Origin of the sequence: Mesorhizobium sp. B2-4-6, assembly GCF_006442775.1 — a bacterium.
Taxonomy (GTDB): domain Bacteria; phylum Pseudomonadota; class Alphaproteobacteria; order Rhizobiales; family Rhizobiaceae; genus Mesorhizobium.
In genome coordinates, this window is record NZ_VFVI01000016.1 from 39,105 (window position 1) to 55,430 (window position 16,326).

At 64.4% G+C, this 16,326-nt stretch carries 13 protein-coding genes; 2 read left to right on the forward strand and 11 right to left on the reverse strand.

The window, feature by feature from the left end; all coding sequences use genetic code 11:
- The first annotated feature begins 135 nt into the window (after positions 1-135).
- Positions 136-3,090, forward strand: coding sequence for a DNA polymerase I (gene polA / locus FJ957_RS28480; RefSeq protein WP_181180750.1), 2,955 nt, complete (start codon positions 136-138; stop codon positions 3,088-3,090).
- Between the two features lie 157 nt (positions 3,091-3,247).
- On the opposite strand, the gene FJ957_RS28485 is transcribed toward polA, so the two are convergent.
- The 8 genes from FJ957_RS28485 to FJ957_RS28520 form a co-directional block, all read right to left on the reverse strand.
- On the reverse strand, positions 3,248-3,652 hold the full coding sequence (locus FJ957_RS28485) for a Fur family transcriptional regulator (RefSeq protein ID WP_041003614.1): 405 nt from the start codon (positions 3,650-3,652) through the stop codon (positions 3,248-3,250).
- 148 nt (positions 3,653-3,800) lie between these two features.
- Complete coding sequence (gene mgrA / locus FJ957_RS28490) at positions 3,801-4,847, reverse strand: L-glyceraldehyde 3-phosphate reductase (RefSeq protein WP_140836142.1); 1,047 nt, start codon at positions 4,845-4,847, stop codon at positions 3,801-3,803.
- A gap of 111 nt (positions 4,848-4,958) precedes the next feature.
- Positions 4,959-6,101 carry a Gfo/Idh/MocA family oxidoreductase gene (locus tag FJ957_RS28495; RefSeq protein ID WP_140836143.1) on the reverse strand — a complete coding sequence of 381 codons (1,143 nt, stop codon included), beginning with the start codon at positions 6,099-6,101 and terminating at the stop codon, positions 4,959-4,961.
- 5 nt (positions 6,102-6,106) lie between these two features.
- The gene (locus FJ957_RS28500; protein ID WP_140836144.1) at positions 6,107-6,859 is read right to left on the reverse strand and encodes a sugar phosphate isomerase/epimerase; all 753 of its coding nucleotides are present in this window, start codon (positions 6,857-6,859) and stop codon (positions 6,107-6,109) included.
- Positions 6,860-6,890: 31 nt separating this feature from the next.
- Positions 6,891-7,991: a sn-glycerol-3-phosphate ABC transporter ATP-binding protein UgpC gene (gene ugpC, locus FJ957_RS28505; RefSeq protein WP_140836189.1), complete on the reverse strand. Its 1,101-nt coding sequence runs from the start codon at positions 7,989-7,991 to the stop codon at positions 6,891-6,893.
- A gap of 2 nt (positions 7,992-7,993) precedes the next feature.
- Positions 7,994-8,926: a carbohydrate ABC transporter permease gene (locus FJ957_RS28510; protein ID WP_140836145.1), complete on the reverse strand. Its 933-nt coding sequence runs from the start codon at positions 8,924-8,926 to the stop codon at positions 7,994-7,996.
- Positions 8,919-9,812 (reverse strand): sugar ABC transporter permease, encoded by an 894-nt coding sequence (locus tag FJ957_RS28515; protein ID WP_140644603.1) that lies wholly within the window; start codon positions 9,810-9,812, stop codon positions 8,919-8,921. The genes FJ957_RS28510 and FJ957_RS28515 overlap by 8 nt, the downstream gene beginning before the upstream one ends.
- A 79-nt stretch (positions 9,813-9,891) precedes the next feature.
- On the reverse strand, positions 9,892-11,130 hold the full coding sequence (locus FJ957_RS28520) for an ABC transporter substrate-binding protein (protein ID WP_140836146.1): 1,239 nt from the start codon (positions 11,128-11,130) through the stop codon (positions 9,892-9,894).
- 385 nt (positions 11,131-11,515) lie between these two features.
- Between FJ957_RS28520 and FJ957_RS28525 the strand changes: the two genes are divergently transcribed.
- Entirely contained in the window at positions 11,516-12,559 is a 1,044-nt protein-coding gene (locus tag FJ957_RS28525; RefSeq protein WP_140836147.1) for a LacI family DNA-binding transcriptional regulator, read from the forward strand.
- Here FJ957_RS28525 and gndA read toward each other — a convergent pair.
- The 3 genes from gndA to FJ957_RS28540 are packed head-to-tail and all read right to left on the reverse strand — an operon-like array spanning position 12,556 to position 16,309.
- Positions 12,556-14,046: an NADP-dependent phosphogluconate dehydrogenase gene (gndA, locus tag FJ957_RS28530; protein WP_281407700.1), complete on the reverse strand. Its 1,491-nt coding sequence runs from the start codon at positions 14,044-14,046 to the stop codon at positions 12,556-12,558. The genes FJ957_RS28525 and gndA overlap by 4 nt on opposite strands.
- A gap of 58 nt (positions 14,047-14,104) precedes the next feature.
- Positions 14,105-15,742: a copper resistance CopC/CopD family protein gene (locus FJ957_RS28535; RefSeq protein WP_140836149.1), complete on the reverse strand. Its 1,638-nt coding sequence runs from the start codon at positions 15,740-15,742 to the stop codon at positions 14,105-14,107.
- Positions 15,743-15,793: 51 nt separating this feature from the next.
- Positions 15,794-16,309 carry a YcnI family protein gene (locus FJ957_RS28540; RefSeq protein WP_140836150.1) on the reverse strand — a complete coding sequence of 172 codons (516 nt, stop codon included), beginning with the start codon at positions 16,307-16,309 and terminating at the stop codon, positions 15,794-15,796.
- Between the last annotated feature and the right edge of the window lie 17 nt (positions 16,310-16,326).

Here is a 16,326-nt window from a genome sequence, read left to right on the forward strand (position 1 = left end):
AATTACACTTTTGTAACATGCCCGTGAGCAGTGGATTCCGCCCGGACAGTATCTGTCAGGGGTGTTGCCCGAACTGGCAGGTTTGCACAGCCTTTGGCATGGACCGCGAAGGCTGGCCGCGCTATCCCTGCCGGCATGAAAAAAGGCGATCACCTCTTCCTCGTCGACGGCTCCGGCTACATTTTCCGCGCCTATCATGCGCTGCCGCCGCTGAACCGCAAATCCGACGGCCTGCCGACCGGCGCCGTGCTCGGCTTCTGCAACATGGTGTGGAAGCTGATGCAGGACGCCCGCAACACCAGTGTAGGCATCGTGCCGACGCATTTCGCCGTCATCTTCGACTATTCCTCGAAAACCTTCCGCAGCGATTTCTATCCCGAATACAAGGCGAACCGCTCCGCGCCGCCGGAGGACCTGATCCCGCAATTCGGGCTGATCCGCCAGGCGACCGTGGCCTTCAACCTGCCCTGCATCGAGATGGAGGGGTTCGAGGCCGACGACATCATCGCCACCTATAGCCGGATGGCCTGCGAGGCCGGCGCCGATACCACCATCATCTCTTCCGACAAGGATTTGATGCAGCTGGTCGGCCCGACCGTCGGCATGTACGACCCGATGAAGGACCGCCAGATCGGCATTCCCGAGGTGATCGAGAAATGGGGCGTGCCGCCGGAAAAGATGATCGATTTGCAGGCGCTGACCGGCGACTCCGTCGACAACGTGCCGGGCGTGCCCGGCATCGGCCCGAAGACCGCGGCGCAGCTGCTGGAACAGTTCGGCGACCTCGACGGGCTGCTGGCGCGTGCTTCCGAGATCAAGCAGGACAAGCGCCGCGAAACCATCATCGCCAATACCGACAAGGCGCGCATCTCGCGCGAGCTGGTGACACTGAGGAACGACGTGCCCCTGAAGGAGGGACTGGACGATTTGGTCCTGCATGAGCCGGACGGGCCGAAGCTGATCGGCTTCCTGAAGACGATGGAATTCACCACGCTGACGCGGCGCGTCGCCGAGGCGACCGCCACCGAGATCGGCGATGTCCAGGCTTCCGCCGTCACCGTCGAGCGCGCCGATACCGCGCATGGCCCCGATGTCGGCGCCGGCGCGCCATCGAGACAGCCGGCACCTGAATCGAAGGGCACCGCGAAACCTGCCACAAGGGGCGAGGATGCGCCGCCGCAGGGCGACACCCCTTCGCTGCTCTCGGCGCTGCGGCTCGAACAGGCGGCGGCCCGCAAGATCGACCCCTCGGCCTATACCGCCATCCGCGATGCGGCGGCGCTCAAGGCCTGGATAGCCGAAGCCCGCGACGCCGGCGTCCTTGCGCTCGACGCCGAGACCAGCTCGTCCGATCCGATGCAGGCGGATCTCATCGGCATTTCCATGGCGATCGCGCCGGGCCGCGCCGTCTATGTGCCGCTCGCCCACAAGAGCGGCAATGGCGACCTGCTCGGCGGCGGCATGCTGGAGAACCAGATCCCCGTCCGCGAGGCGCTGGCGCTGCTCAAGCCGTTGCTCGAGGACCGGTCGGTTCTCAAGATCGTCCAGGACACGAAATACGACATCGTCGTGATGGGCCGGCACGGCATCGAGGTCGGGCCGTTCGACGACACGATGTTGATCTCCTACGTGCTCGACGCAGGCACCTCCGGCGGTCACGACCTCGTCTCGCTGTCGGAGAAGTGGCTCGGCCACGCGCCGGCTTCGAAGAAGGAACTCGCCGGCTCGGGCAAAAGCGCCATCGGCTTCGACCAGGTCGATATCGAGCGCGCGACGACATACGCTGCCGAGCAGGCCGACATTGCGTTGCAGCTCTGGCTGGTGCTGAAGCCGAGGTTGGCCGCCAAGGGCCTCGTTTCCGTCTACGAGCGACTGGAGCGGCCGCTGGTGCCGGTGCTTGCCCGGATGGAACAGCGCGGCATTTCGGTCGACCGCCAGATCCTGTCGCGACTGTCGGGCGAATTGGCGCAGGGCGCCGCCCGCGTCGAGGAGGAAATCTACGGAATCGTCGGCGAACGCATCAACATCGGCTCGCCAAAGCAGCTCGGCGATATCCTGTTCGGCAAGATGGGCCTGCCGGGCGGTTCCAAGACCAAGACCGGCCAGTGGTCGACCTCGGCGCAGCTTCTGGAAGACCTTGCCACCGAAGGCCACGAGCTGCCGCGCAAGATCGTCGACTGGCGCCAGCTCACCAAGCTGAAATCGACCTATACCGACGCGCTGCCGGGCTTCATCAACCCCGGCACCAACCGCGTCCACACCTCCTATGCGCTCGCCGCGACGACGACGGGGCGTCTGTCGTCCTCCGATCCCAATCTGCAGAACATCCCGGTGCGCACCGCCGAGGGCCGCAAGATCAGGACCGCCTTCATCGCCGAAAAGGGCCACAAGCTGGTCTCGGCCGACTACAGCCAAATCGAGCTGCGCGTGCTTGCCCATGTCGCGGAGATCCCGCAGCTCAAGCAGGCTTTCGCCGACGGCGCCGACATCCATGCCATCACCGCATCGGAAATGTTCAACGTGCCGGTCGAAGGCATGCCTTCGGAGGTGCGCCGGCGCGCCAAGGCGATCAATTTCGGCATCATCTACGGCATCTCGGCCTTCGGCCTGGCCAACCAGCTGTCGATCCCGCGCGACGAGGCGAGCGCCTATATCAAGCGCTATTTCGAGCGCTTCCCGGGCATCCGCGACTATATCGAGGAAACCAAGGCCTATGCGCGGGAAAACGGTTTCGTCGAGACCATCTTCGGCCGCCGCATCCACTATCCGGAAATAAGGTCGTCCAACCCGTCGGTGCGCGCCTTCAACGAGCGCGCCTCGATCAACGCCAGGCTCCAGGGCACCGCGGCCGACATCATCCGCCGCGCCATGGTGCATATGGAAGAGGCACTGGACAAGGCGAAACTCTCCGCCCGCATGCTGTTGCAGGTGCATGACGAACTGATCTTCGAGACGGTGGAAGCGGAGGTCGAGGCGACCATCCCCGTGGTGCGCCGCGTGATGGAGAACGCGCCGATGCCGGCGGTGTCGATGTCGGTGCCGCTGCATGTCGACGCGCGAGCGGCGAACAACTGGGACGAGGCGCATTAGGCGCTACCCCACGCTGTAAGAGCGTCGAGATTCAGGTCAGGTCGAGTCGAAAATGGTGGGTCCCGAGAACCGGAGCGGAGCGTACTTAAAGTACGTAAGCACCGGAAGCGCAGGGAGCCGCCATTTGCAGGCCGACCTCACCTGAATATCGGCGTTCTTACGCCGCTTCAGCCCTGCATTTGGCACACACCCCGCGAAACTCGATAACCGCCTTCTTGGCTGCAAATCCCGTCGAGCGCACCCATTCGTCAAGCCGGTGATCGACATCGTGGTCGGACATTTCGGTCACCTGGCCGCAATTGTCGCAGATGGCGAAGGCCGTCATCGAATGGCTGTGGTCGTGCGGCTCGGCACAGGCGACGAAGGAGTTGAGGCTTTCGAGCCTATGCACGAAGCCGGACTTCACCAGCGTGTCGAGCGCCCGATAGACCTGCAACGGCGCCCGGAAACCGCGCTCGCGCAGCTGGTCGAGCAGCGTATAGGCGCTGAGCGGCCCGCTGGACGCCTCGAGCTTCTCGAGCACGCAGAGCTGGTTCTTGGTCAGCGCATCTCTTGCCGTCATCTTGTTCGCCCAATCGACGTCCGCTCGAAATCTCGCACGCGAACGGCTTCAATTCCCCTGAGATAGCGACGAACGAATGATTTTGCCACTGTTTCCGCAGCGCGTCCCTCCAGGCACGCGCCGGCGGAGATGGTTCGCCGGCTAACCGCTACTTGCGCGGCGGCCCTTTGCGTTCGGCCGAAGCCGCCCAAAGATTGATGTCGGACTCGCGCGCGTAAGTGTCGATCTCGGCGAGCTCGGCATCGGAGAACTCGAGCGCCTTGAGCGCGCCGACGCAATCCTCGACCTGTTCCGGCCGGCTGGCGCCGATCAGCGCTGTGGTCACGCGACCTTTGCGCAGCACCCAGGCCAGCGCCATCTGCGCCAGCGTCTGGCTGCGGCGGGCGGCGATGGCGTTGAGCGCCTGGATGTTGGCGATCGACCTGTCGTTGATGAAGGCGGGCTTGAGCGATTTGCCTTGCGACGCGCGGCTGCCCTCGGGGATGCCGCCGAGATATTTGTCGGTCAGCATGCCTTGCGCCAGCGGCGAGAACACGATCGAGCCGATGCCGAGCCCCTCCAGCGTGTCGAGCAGCCCATCCTCCTCGACCCAGCGGTTGAGCATCGAATAGCTCGGCTGGTGGATCAGGCATGGCGTGCCGAGCTGCCGCAATAGGTCGGCCGCCTCGCGCGTGCGCTGCGAATTGTAGGAGGAGATGCCGGCATAGAGCGCCTTGCCCGAGCGCACCGCATGGTCGAGCGCGCCCATCGTTTCCTCGAGCGGGGTCTCGGGATCGAAACGGTGCGAATAGAAGATGTCGACATAGTCGAGCCCCATGCGCTTGAGGCTCTGGTCGAGGCTGGCCAGCACATATTTGCGGCTGCCCCATTCGCCGTACGGACCGGCCCACATCTCGTAGCCGGCCTTGGTCGAGATGATCATCTCGTCGCGGTAAGCGGCGAAATCGGTGCGCAGGATCTCGCCGAACGCGGTTTCCGCAGAGCCGGGCGGCGGGCCGTAATTGTTGGCGAGGTCGAAATGCGTGATGCCGAGGTCGAAGGCCTTGCGCGCGATCGCCTGCTTGGTCCTGTGCGGCGTGTCGTTGCCGAAATTGTGCCACAGCCCCAGCGAGATCGCCGGCAGCTTCAGGCCGGACCGCCCGCAGCGGTTATAGACCATCTTCTCGTAGCGGTCTTGGGCGGCGACATAGGGCATGGCAATCCTCGGGATCGAAACGGCGCGGCGATCGCCGCCAACCTGAATTGAATCGATGCGTGCCCCTAACCCTTACCCTCTCCCCGCCGCAACGGGGAGAGGGGTTGCCACCTACTTTTTCTTCGCCAGCAACGCCTTGGCGTCCTTGACGCCGAGCGCGGCCGGCCGCTCGCAGGTCGTCTGCATGGCGACATATTTGCCGCTTTCGCCGGAACGCAGGATGCCGGTCATGACATCGACCGCGTGCAGCGCCAGCTCCATCGAGCAGCGATGCGGCCGCCCTTCGGCAATCGCGACCGCCATGTCGGCAAGGCCGGCGGTGCGGTAGTTCGCCATCATGCCATGGCCATGCATCTCGTTCGGCACGCCGAACGGATGGTTCCATTTCGGCAGTTTCTTCACCGGCTTGGCCGACTCGGTGAAGCGCACCTCGCCACCGAAGAAATTCGGGTCCGGCACGAAGACGGTGCCCAATTCACCGTAGAGCTCCATCGGCGCGTGGCCATGGCTCCAGACGTCCCAACTGGTGTTGAGCGTGATCACCGCGCCATTGGCGAATTCAAGCAGCGCATGGATGGTGGTCGGCGTGTTCACCGGGATCTTTTCGCCCGCACGAGGCTGGGAGCTGATGGTGCGCTCCTTCGCCGGCGTCGTCGCGAAGGCGGCCACCTGCTTCACGGGTCCGATCAGCTGGATCAGGTTGGTGACATAATACGGCCCGATATCCAGCACCGGACCGGCGCCCGGCTGGAAGAAGAAATCCGGGTTGGGATGCCAGTGCTCCATGCCGTGGCCCATCACATGGCAGGTGCCGCTGGTGATCGCGCCGAGCTTGCCGCTGTCGATCAGATCGCGAACCAGTTGGTGCGCGCCGCCGAGGAACGTGTCTGGCGCCGAACCGATGCGCAGGCCCCTTTTCTCGGCCCGTTTCTTGAGATCGAGCCCTTCCCCGATCGACAGCACGAACGGCTTTTCCGAATAGACATGCTTGCCGGCGTCGAGCACCGCCTTGGAGACCTCGTAGTGTACCGCCGGAACCGTGAGGTTGACGATGATGTCGATCTCGTCATCCCTGAGCAGGTCGTCGACCGTCTCGGCGCGGAGCTTGAACTCCTTTGCCCGCGCTTTCGCGGCATCCATGTTGATATCGGCGCAGGCGCGCATCTTGATGCCGCGGAACAGCGGCGACAGCGAGAAATACGCCTTCGAGATGTTGCCGCAGCCGATGACGCCGACGCCAAGTTTCTCCGCCATTTTGATTACTCCTGCCAACTCTTGGCTGCCGCGATCGAGCGGCGGGCATAGCGCTCGATGTCGTTGGGGTTGTCCTGCTCCATGATGAAATACTGCGCCGCGCTCTTGGCGCGCAATGTCTTGAACAGGCTCGCCCAGTCGATCGTGCCGTGGCCGACGTCGGACCAGCCGTCCTCGTCCAGCCCCTCGCCCGGCTTTGCCATGTCCTTGACGTGCACGGCGACGATGCGCTTGCCGTGCTTTTCGATCCAGGGCAGCGGATCGGCGCCGCCGCGGATCACCCAGGCGACGTCCATCTCCCAGCCGATATCCGGTGCCGCGGACAGGATATGGTCCTGCGGCAGCGAGCCGTCGGCAAGCGGCTTGAACTCGAAATCATGGTTGTGCCAGGCAAAGCCGTAGCCGGCCTTCTTTGCCACCTCGCCGACCTTGGCGAGACGCTCGCCGAAGCCGCGCCAGCCGGCGGCATCGGACGGGCGCTGATCGGGCATAAGATAGGGGCAGATCAGGAGCGTGATGCCGAGCGCGTCCGCGGTTTTGCGCACGCCGTCGAAATCATTCTCCAGCGCGTCGATCGAGAAATGCCCGGTCGGCATCGCAAGCCCGTTCCTGTCGAGCTCGGCGCGGAACGCTTTCGGGTCGTCATAGACGCCGCCGAAGCCCTCGACTTGGCTGTAGCCGAGTTCGCCGAGCATTTTCACCACGCCGTTCCATGGCTGGAAATTGCGGGCGCTGTAGAGTTGGAATGACCAGTTCATCTGTCCTGTCCGTTCTGTTGGTCCTGGGGAGTTAAATTCGGTTGCCGGTTTGAGCGTCGAAGAGCGAGGCGCGCAGCGGATCGAAGCCGATGCCGACCGCATCCCCGTTCTTCGGCGTGCGTTCGGAGGTGACGCGCACGGTGAAGTTCTGCCGGCCTAGTTTCAGCCACACCAGTGTATCGGAGCCCATCGGCTCGACGACCTCGACATTGGCTGTCGCGGTGAAGGGCCACCCCGTGCCGCTGTTGAAGGCGACATGCTCTGGCCGGATGCCGAACACAGCAGGGCCCGGCGCCGGCTCCTTCTCGAAGGAATAGGTCGCAAGCGGGATGCGAACATCCTCGACGGCAAAGTGCCAGTCGCCGCCGTCCTTCTCCAGCCTGCCGTCGATGAAATTCATCGCCGGCGAGCCGAGGAAGCCGGCAACGAAGCGGTTGACGGGGCGGTTGTAGATCGTCTGCGGCGCGTCGAGCTGCTGGATCACGCCGCCCTTCATCACCGCGATCCGGTCGGCCAGCGTCATCGCCTCGATCTGGTCGTGGGTGACGTAGATCATCGTGTTCTGCAAGCGGCGGTGCAAAAGCTTGATCTCGACGCGCAACTCCGAACGCAGCTTGGCATCGAGATTGGAGAGTGGCTCGTCGAACAGGAAGACGTCGACGTCGCGCACCAGCGCGCGCCCTATCGCCACGCGCTGGCGCTGGCCGCCGGACAGCGCCGAAGGCTTGCGCTGCAGCAGCGGCTCGATCTGCAGGATCTCGGCGGCGCGCGCGATGCGCTTGGCGATCTCGTCCTTCGCCAAGCCGGCGACGCGCAGGCCGAAGGAAAGGTTCCTCTCCACCGTCATCTGCGGATAGAGCGCGTAGGACTGGAACACCATGCCGATGCCGCGGTCCTTCGGCTCCTCCCAGGTGACGTTCTTGCCCTTGATGAAGATGCGCCCGTCCGAGATGTCGAGCAGCCCGGCGATGCAGTTGAGCAAGGTCGACTTGCCGCAGCCGGACGGCCCGAGCAGCACGATGAATTCGCCGTCGGCGACATCCAGGTTGAGCGTCTGCAGCACCGAGACGGCGCCGAAATTGAGCGACAGGTCCTGGATCGAAACGCTGGGATTGGCGATTTCAGCGGCCATCATCATCCTTTCACCGCGCCGGCGGCGATGCCGCGCACGAAGAGCTTGCCGGAAATGAAGTAGACGATGAGCGGAACCAGACCGGTCAGGATGGTCGCTGCCATGTTGACGTTGTATTCCTTCACGCCCTGGACCGAGTTGACGATGTTGTTGAGCTGCACCGTCATCGGATAGGTGTCGGGGCGCGTGTAGACGACGCCGAACAGGAAGTCGTTCCAGATGCCGGTCACCTGCAGGATGATGGCGACGACGAAGATCGGCAGCGACATCGGCAGCATGATGCGCAGATAGATGCCCCAGAAACCGGCGCCGTCGACGCGCGCGGCGCGGAACAGCTCCTCCGGCATCGAGGTGAAATAGTTGCGGAAGAGCAGCGTCAGGATCGGCATGCCGAAGATCGAATGCACGATCACCAAGCCGGTCAGCGTGCCGTAGATGCCGATCTCGCGCAGGATGATGACGATCGGATAGATCATCACCTGGTAGGGGATGAAGGCGCCGACGATCAGGATGATGAAGAAGGTGTCGGCTCCCTTGAAGCGCCAGTTGGCCAAGGCATAGCCGTTCACCGAGGCGATCGCGATCGACAGGATCACCGACGGCACGGTGATGCGCACCGAATTCCAGAAACCGCGCGAGAGCCCGTCGCAGTTGAGCCCGGTGCACGCTGTCGCCCAGGCTTTCACCCAGGGTTCGAAGGTGATTTCCACCGGCGGCGAGAAGATGTTGCCGAGGCGGATTTCCGGCATGCCCTTCAGCGACGTGACGATCATCACGTAGAGCGGCAAAAGATAATAGAGCGCCACGACGATCAGCGTGCCGTAGAGGAAGATATTGCGGCGCGACAGCACGTGCCGCGGCTTGGGCCCGCTCGGGCCGGTGGCATCGCGCCTGAGCGCTTCGGCACCGGTGGACAGGGAGGCGACGTCAGCCACGCTTCTTGCCTCCGAATTCGAGATAGGCCCATGGCACGATGACGATCACCACCGACAACAGCATCATGGTCGAGGCGGCGAAACCCTGGCCGAGATTCTGGGCGAAGAACATGTAGTCGTAGACATATTTCGCCGGCACTTCCGACGCGATGCCGGGGCCGCCGCTGGTCTGCGCCACGACCAGGTCATAGACCTTGACGATGCCGGCGGCGATGATCACCAGCGTCGTGATGAAGACCGGCCGCATCATCGGGATGACGATGAAGAGATAGGTCTTCCAGGCCGGAATGCCGTCCACCCTCGCCGCCTTCCAGATGTCCTCGTCGATGCCGCGCAGTCCGGCGAGCATCAGGCACATGATCAAGCCCGTGCCTTGCCAGAGCGCCGCGATCGAAATGCCGTAGATGACGATGCTGGAATTGTAGAGCGGATCGAAGCTGAAGCTCGTCCAGCCGAGGTCGCGCACGACGCGTTGGACGCCGAAATCCGGATTGAGCAGCCACTGCCATACCAGCCCGGTGACGATGAAGGACAGCGCGAAGGGATAGAGGAAGATGGTGCGGAACGTGTCCTCGAAACGGATCTTCTGGTCGAGAAGGGCGGCAAGCAGGAAGCCGATGACCAGCGAGAACACCAGCGAGATCACGCCGTAGATCAAAAGGTTCTCGATCGACACCAGCCAGCGCGATGTCGACCACAGCCGGTGATACTGGTCGAGCCCGACGAAGTTGAGCCGCGGCAACAGCTTCGAATTGGTGAAGGAGTAGAGCACCGTCCACGCCGTGCCGCCGACGAACACCACCAACGCGGTAAGCACCATCGGGATCGATGCGACCTTGGCGTTCAGGTTGCGGAAAAGCTTACTCGGGCGTTCGCTGCTGCTCATATCGGCCGGCCGGGCAATGAGGACATCGAGCTCCCGACCCCGATAGGCTGGGGTCGGAAGCCGGCGGGGGCGCCGGTCGTCAGTCCGCCGAACCGATGATCTCGGCGAAGCGCTTCTGTGCCTCTTCGATCGTCATGTCGGGCTTGGCGAAGAACTCGGAGAACAGGTCCTCCTTCTGCTTCTGGGTGTCCTGCGAAAGCAGTTGGTCCGTCCACGGCATGACGGCGCCCTTGGCGAGGATGGCGAGGCCCTTCTTCATGCAGTCGTTCGCCGTATTGAGGTCGACATCGCCGCGCACCGGCAGCGAACCCTTCTTGAGGTTGAAGGCGACCTGGGTCTTCGGATCGAGCAAGGTCTCCGCGAGCACGACCTGCGCCTTCGCCTTCGCCTCGTCCTTGAGCAGCGGGAAGTAGAAGGCGTCGCCGCCGGTGGCGATGACTTCGTTCAGGCCGAGGCCAGGCAGGCAGGTATAGTCCTTGCCGGCGGTCTTGCCGGCGACCTGGAACTCGCCCTGCGCCCAGTCGCCCATGATCTGGCCGGCGGCCTTGCCGGTGATGACCAGATTGGTCGCCTGGTTCCAGTCCTGCACGTTGGTGTTCTTGGCCATCTTGCGGGCATCGTCCGCCGCCTTGAACACCTTGGCGATCTCCGGGCCGGCCGCGAAGGTGGCGTCCTTGTCCTTGTAGACCTTGAGGAACGTATCGGTGCCCCCGGTCGCGGCCATCAGCACGTCGAAGGCGCCCGAGGCTTGCCAGGCCTGTCCGCCGACCGCGAGCGGAATGATGCCGGCCTTTTCCAGCGCCGGCGCATCCGCCACGAATTCATTCCAGTCCTTCGGCACCGGCAGGCCGGCCTTCTGGAAGGCCTCGTTGGACAGCCACAGCCACTGCCAGGAATGGATGTTGACCGGCACGCAATAGATCTTGCCGTCGATGGTGCACGAGTCGAGCAGGCTCTTCGGCCGCACGATTTCCGTCCACTTGTCCTTGGTGGCGATATCGGTGAGGTCGCGCATCAGCCCGGCCTGCACCAGCTCTTCCGCCTGCCGGCCGTGGTTGAACTGGGTGGCGCCCATCGGGTCGCCGCCGGTGATACGGCTGATCATGATCGGCCGCGCCGTGCCGCCGGAGCCTGCAATGGCGCCGTCGACCCAGTGATTGCCTGTCGCGTCGAATGCCTTGGCAAGCTCGGCCACCGCCGCCGCCTCGCCGCCGGAAGTCCACCAATGGGTGACTTCCAGGTCGGTCGCGGCCGCCGGACCGGCGAAGTTGAGCGCAACCGTCGCGGCGAAGGCAGCAGTCAGGAATTTGTATCGCATTTCGGCTTCCTCCCAGAATCTGAAACGTTACAGATTTTCGATACGGCAAATGATCCTCCTAGGCAACCCTCGCCTTGAAGCCAATCAAGATTTTTTCGAGGCCCGAACAAAATCCTTCTTCCGACGCGGTAATGCCGGCGCTGGCACAGCCGATTGGTGCAAAAAGTAGGCCTAGACTGATATTTCTTTGTGATTCCAGCGACTTTGGTTCATCGCCGCACCGCGATGCAAAGGGCGCGCGACCTTGCCGGTCGATCACGAAGATTGGCAATCTGTAACGTTTCAGTATATTGAACCGAGCCACAAGTCGAAGGTCGCGCAAATGTCACCGCCGCACGATTGCCGGTCGGCCCTGCGGCTGCTATGCGCCTGACGGGCGGGACAAATGGATAGACGGATAACGAAGAAGGGCGACGACACGTCGGGCAAGGAGCGGCCGACGCTGAAGACGCTCGCCTTCATGACCGGGCTTGGCGTCACGACGGTCTCGCGCGCGCTGAAGGATGCACCCGAGATCGGCGCCGAGACCAGGCGCCGCGTCCAGCTCGTCGCCAAGCAGATCGGCTACCGCCCGAACCGCGCCGGCGTCAGGCTGAGAACAGGCAAGACCAACGTCGTCTCGCTTGTGCTGAACACCGAGCACGAGCTGATGAGCTTCGTCTCCGACATCATCTACGGCGTCACCGAGGTGATCGCCGACACGCCCTACCACCTGATCGTCACGCCCTATTCGCGCTCGCAAGATCCGCTGGATCCGGTGCGCTATCTGGTCGAGACGGGCTCGGCCGACGGCGTCATCATCTCGCGCACCCAGCCCAACGATCCGCGGGCGCGCTACATGCTGGAGCGCGGCATTCCCTTCGCCACACATGGCCGCACCGACATGGGCCTGGTGCATCCCTATCACGACTTCGACAATTACGCCTTTGCCGGCGAAGCCGTCCGCTACCTCGCCGGTCGGGGCCGCAACCGGCTTGCCCTTGTGGCGCCGCCGGTCGGTCTCACCTATTACGGCCATACGGTGAACGGCTTTGCCGATGCGCTGAGCGAGGTGGGCGTTGGCGAAGTGCCGTTCAACACTGTCTCCATCGACCAGTCGATCGAGCAGATCAGGATGCGGACCGCGCAGTTGATGCGGCGCAAGGACCGGCCCGACGGCTTCGTCAGCAGCGCCGCCGCGGCGACGCTCGCCATCGTGGCCGGCATCGAGGACGCCGGGCTGAAACTCGGCCGCGACGTCGACGTGGTGTCGAAACAATCGTCGGAGCTGCTGCATCTGTTCCGGCGCGAACTGCTGGTCGTCAACGAGAACTTCCGGCTGGCCGGCTCCGAGCTCGCCCGCGCGGTGCTCGGCTGGATCGGCGGCGCCGACCCCGGCTCGTTGCAGTCACTCAGTACCCCGAGCGAGGTTCTGCCTTATCGGGGCTAATGCCCCGCGCCGCTGCCCCATGGGCCGTGAAATGCCCCCTGTTCGCCGATACGCTCGAAGCCGTGCGCGCCGAAGAAATCGCGCTGCGCCTGGATCAGGTTCGACGTGCCGCGTCCCTGCCGGTAGCTGTCGAAATAGGCAAGCGCCGACGACAGCGCCGGCACCGGCGACCCGGCCTCGGAGGCACGCGCCACGATGCGCCTGAGCGACGGATGCGCCTCCTTCATCAAGGCGATGAAGGCCGGCGCCATCAGCAGGTTGGTGGAAGCGCTGCCTGAACCGAACGCCTCGGCCATCGTGTCCAGCATCTGCGAACGGATGATGCAGCCGGCGCGCCAGATCTTGGCGATGGTCGGCATCGGCAGGTTCCAGTTGAATTCCTTCGAGGCGCCGCTCATCACCGCGAAACCCTGCGCGTAAGCCGCGATCTTGCCGGCGAACAATGCCAGCTCAAGATCCTTGAGCAGCGCGGTCTTGTCGCCGGAGATCTTTTCGACGCCGATATCGCCATAGGCCTTTTCCGCCGCCTGCCGCTCGTCCTTGATCGAGGACAGCACGCGCGCCGCGACCGCCGCCTCGATCGCCGTCGCCGGGATGCCGAGCTGCTGCGCCTCGATCACCGACCATTTGCCGGTGCCCTTCTGTCCGGCGCGATCGAGGATGATGTCGACCACCGGCTTGCCGGTCTTCGGGTCGTCGGCGGCCAGCACCTTGGCGGTGATCTCGATCAGGTAGGAGTTGAGCCGACCCTGGTTCCAGCCGTCGAAGACCTTGCCGATCTCCTTGGGCGCCATGCCGAGCCCGTCGCGCAGGATGCCGTAGATCTCGGCGATCATCTGCATGTCGGCATATTCGATGCCGTTGTGGATGGTTTTCACGAAATGGCCGGCGCCGTCGGTGCCGAGCCAGGCGGCGCAGGGCTCGTCCTTGAACTTGGCGGAGATCGCGGTCAGCACCTTCTCGACGCGCTTCCAGGACTCCTCGGTGCCGCCGACCATGATCGACGGCCCGTGGCGCGCGCCCTCCTCGCCGCCCGAAACGCCCATGCCGATGAAGGTCAGGCCCGAGCCGGACAATTCCGAGAAGCGGCGCATCGTGTCGCGGAAATTGGCGTTGCCGGCATCGATAACGATGTCGTTGGCCGACAGCACGCCGCGCAGCGCCGCGATCTGCTCGTCGACCGGCTTGCCGGCCAGCACCATGATGATGATCGGCCGCGGCGGCCGGATCGCCGCGGCGAGTTCCTCCAGGCTGTAGCAGGGAACGACCATGTCCTTCAGCGAACCGGCGCTCTCGATAAAGGCGTCGGTGCGCGACGGCGTGCGGTTGAAGACGGCGATACGGTGCCCGTGCTCGGCGATGTTGAGCGCCAGGTTGGAGCCCATCGTGCCAAGGCCGATCAGGCCGATTTCGGCTTTTTCCATCGTTTCTTCCCTGCGTTCGGATGCTTGTTGAAGGCTGCGTCCTGGAGAACGCCTTTCCCAGATGAATGACGGGCCTTGGCGGCGGCGTCAACCGTCTCGCCGAATTGTGTCGGTGGGTTGGCTATTGCGCCCTGATCTCTATGGGAGCCTCGATCTTCACCACCTCGAAGTCCGAGACGAGGATGTCGAGCCGCGCATTCCAGCGGCCGGGCAGCGGGATGACGAGATTGTCGATACGCCAGGTGCCGTCGCCCGGCTTGGTCGCTGGCCGCTTGATCGGCTCGATACCGGAATCCGGCTTCGACAGCACCAGCGTCACCGCCTTGGCATCGAGTGGCCCGAAATCGCCGGTCATGATCACCACCGAAGCGGCGACCTCGCCGGCATGGCCGGGCGTGATGCTGAGATCGGCCATCGCCTTCAGCGTGTGGATGTGGATCGACACCGGCTGCGCGGCGGCGATCGCCAGCGCGCGCGGCGGCGGGGTGAAGCGCCAGCCGGCGGCGACGCCGAAGATGGCAAGCACGATGACCACCTCGATGCGGATGGAGCGCGCCAGCCGCCGCTGCACCTCGGTATCGCCGGCCTCGGCAGGCACCGTCAGCGTCCAGCGGTTGACCGCTGCAAGCGTGAACAGGAAGAGCAGCAGAGCCAGCTTCAAGAGCAGCAGCCGGCCGTAGGACGTGTCGATCAATGCTGTCGGCTGCCGCACCTGGATGATCGCCAGCACGATACCGCTTGCGGCAAGCAGGATGACGACCGGCAGGATCGCGCGGGAGAAGCGGCGCAGAAAGGCTTTCGCTTCCGCCGGCTGCCGCCGCAATGCCAGGCCGAGCGGCGCCAGCGAACCGGCCCAGAAGGCGATTGCCGCGCCATGCAGGAACACCAGCGGCCGCGTCAGCCATTGCGGTTCGGCCGCACTGGCGTGGCCGCTCGCGGCAAGGGCGCCGCCGACGCAGAGCAGAGCCGCGCTTGCCGACAGCTTGCGAAGAGCCGAAGGTCCGGAAAGCGAAAGCAAAGCGAGACCAAGCGCGATCAAGCCGATCAGCACCGTCCAGACGAAGCTCGTTTCCAGCGCGGTCTTCCAGACGGCCGGTGTCGCAAACCGGGCGAGTGGGACGCCAAGCCCATCCAATCCCTGCAGGCCGAGCGATAACGGCGCGCCGGCGAGGCCGAAAAGCAGTGCCGCGGCGACAAAGCGCTGGCCGCAGCGCCGGTCCTCGGCCAGCCAGGCGAGCGCGAACGCGCCGCCGACGCCGAGGAAGAGGCCGGCATAGACAAACAGCCTGGCCGCCCAGATCGCCGCGCGCAGCGTCCAGTCGATGGCTTCGCCCGCCACAGGCGCGGCGCTTGGCGCGCCGATGGAAAACAGCGCCGAGCCACCGACAGGATGACCGTCGACCGACACCACCCGCCAACTCAGCACATGCGTGCCGGGTTTGAGCGTTTCGGGATTGTCGATCTCGATCGTCTGGTCGTTGAGACGGAAGGATGTGAGCGCAAGCTGCGAGCCGTCCGGCCGCACAAGCGTCAGAACCAGCGGCGAGACGGGCTCGCTGAAGGTCAGCGAAAATCGCGCGGGGCTTTGCGACAGCACCACGCCGTCGGCCGGATCGGTTGCGACCAGCGCCGCATGCGCGAAGGCACGACTGGGCAGCGCCAACACCGATATAGCCACGAGCGAAACGAACAACCAGGCAAGCGGGCCGATATGTCGGCCCGCGGTCCGGTTCGTCGAGGAAGGCTGTGCTGCGTTCATGCCGTCTTACAGGAAATGGTGGCACGCCCGATCGGGCGCGCCACCAGGAGATTATTTCTTGGGCAGCAATTTGATGCCGGGCGCCGGAGTTTCCAAGGCGTCCTCATCCTGGCCCGCCGCGGGGATCTCGATCCAGCGGTCGGTGGCGTCGCCGCATTCCTGCACCACCGGGAAATAGAGCATCTGGCCGGCCGGCAGGTCGGCCGCCAGCGCGGCGCGGAAAACGAACTCGTCATAGAACTCGTCTGGCAAATTGCCGCCGCTCCAGTCCACTTCCTTGACGCCGGTGGTCAGCGTCTCGCCATAGAGCTGGTAGGATTTCTCGTACTTGCCCTTCTTGGTCTGCAGCGTCCAGCCGGGCTTGGGCATCGGCTTCACCGCAATGACGCCTTCGGGGATCTGCACGCGCACGGCGGTCGTCGCCTTGCCCTCGCAGCCATGCGGCACCCGCAAGACCGCCTTGTAGGTGGAGCCGACAGCCGCTTCCTGCGTTTCGAGCGTGATGTGGGCGAGCGCGGCATTGGTCCCGAGCGCGAACAGCGCGCCGGCAAAAAGATATGTCTTCATGAATTGTCCCTCTGATT

Excerpts from the sequence above, each read along its gene's own strand:
- polA (WP_181180750.1), top strand. The coding sequence starts at position 136 with ATGAAAAAAGGCGATCACCTCTTCCTCGTCGACGGCTCCGGCTACATT.
- FJ957_RS28485 (WP_041003614.1), bottom strand. The coding sequence starts at position 3,652 with ATGACGGCAAGAGATGCGCTGACCAAGAACCAGCTCTGCGTGCTCGAG.
- mgrA (WP_140836142.1), bottom strand. The coding sequence starts at position 4,847 with ATGCCCTATGTCGCCGCCCAAGACCGCTACGAGAAGATGGTCTATAAC.
- FJ957_RS28495 (WP_140836143.1), bottom strand. The coding sequence starts at position 6,101 with ATGGCGGAGAAACTTGGCGTCGGCGTCATCGGCTGCGGCAACATCTCG.
- FJ957_RS28500 (WP_140836144.1), bottom strand. The coding sequence starts at position 6,859 with ATGAACTGGTCATTCCAACTCTACAGCGCCCGCAATTTCCAGCCATGG.
- ugpC (WP_140836189.1), bottom strand. The coding sequence starts at position 7,991 with ATGGCCGCTGAAATCGCCAATCCCAGCGTTTCGATCCAGGACCTGTCG.
- FJ957_RS28515 (WP_140644603.1), bottom strand. The coding sequence starts at position 9,812 with ATGAGCAGCAGCGAACGCCCGAGTAAGCTTTTCCGCAACCTGAACGCC.
- FJ957_RS28520 (WP_140836146.1), bottom strand. The coding sequence starts at position 11,130 with ATGCGATACAAATTCCTGACTGCTGCCTTCGCCGCGACGGTTGCGCTC.
- FJ957_RS28525 (WP_140836147.1), top strand. The coding sequence starts at position 11,516 with ATGGATAGACGGATAACGAAGAAGGGCGACGACACGTCGGGCAAGGAG.
- FJ957_RS28535 (WP_140836149.1), bottom strand. The coding sequence starts at position 15,742 with ATGAACGCAGCACAGCCTTCCTCGACGAACCGGACCGCGGGCCGACAT.
- FJ957_RS28540 (WP_140836150.1), bottom strand. The coding sequence starts at position 16,309 with ATGAAGACATATCTTTTTGCCGGCGCGCTGTTCGCGCTCGGGACCAAT.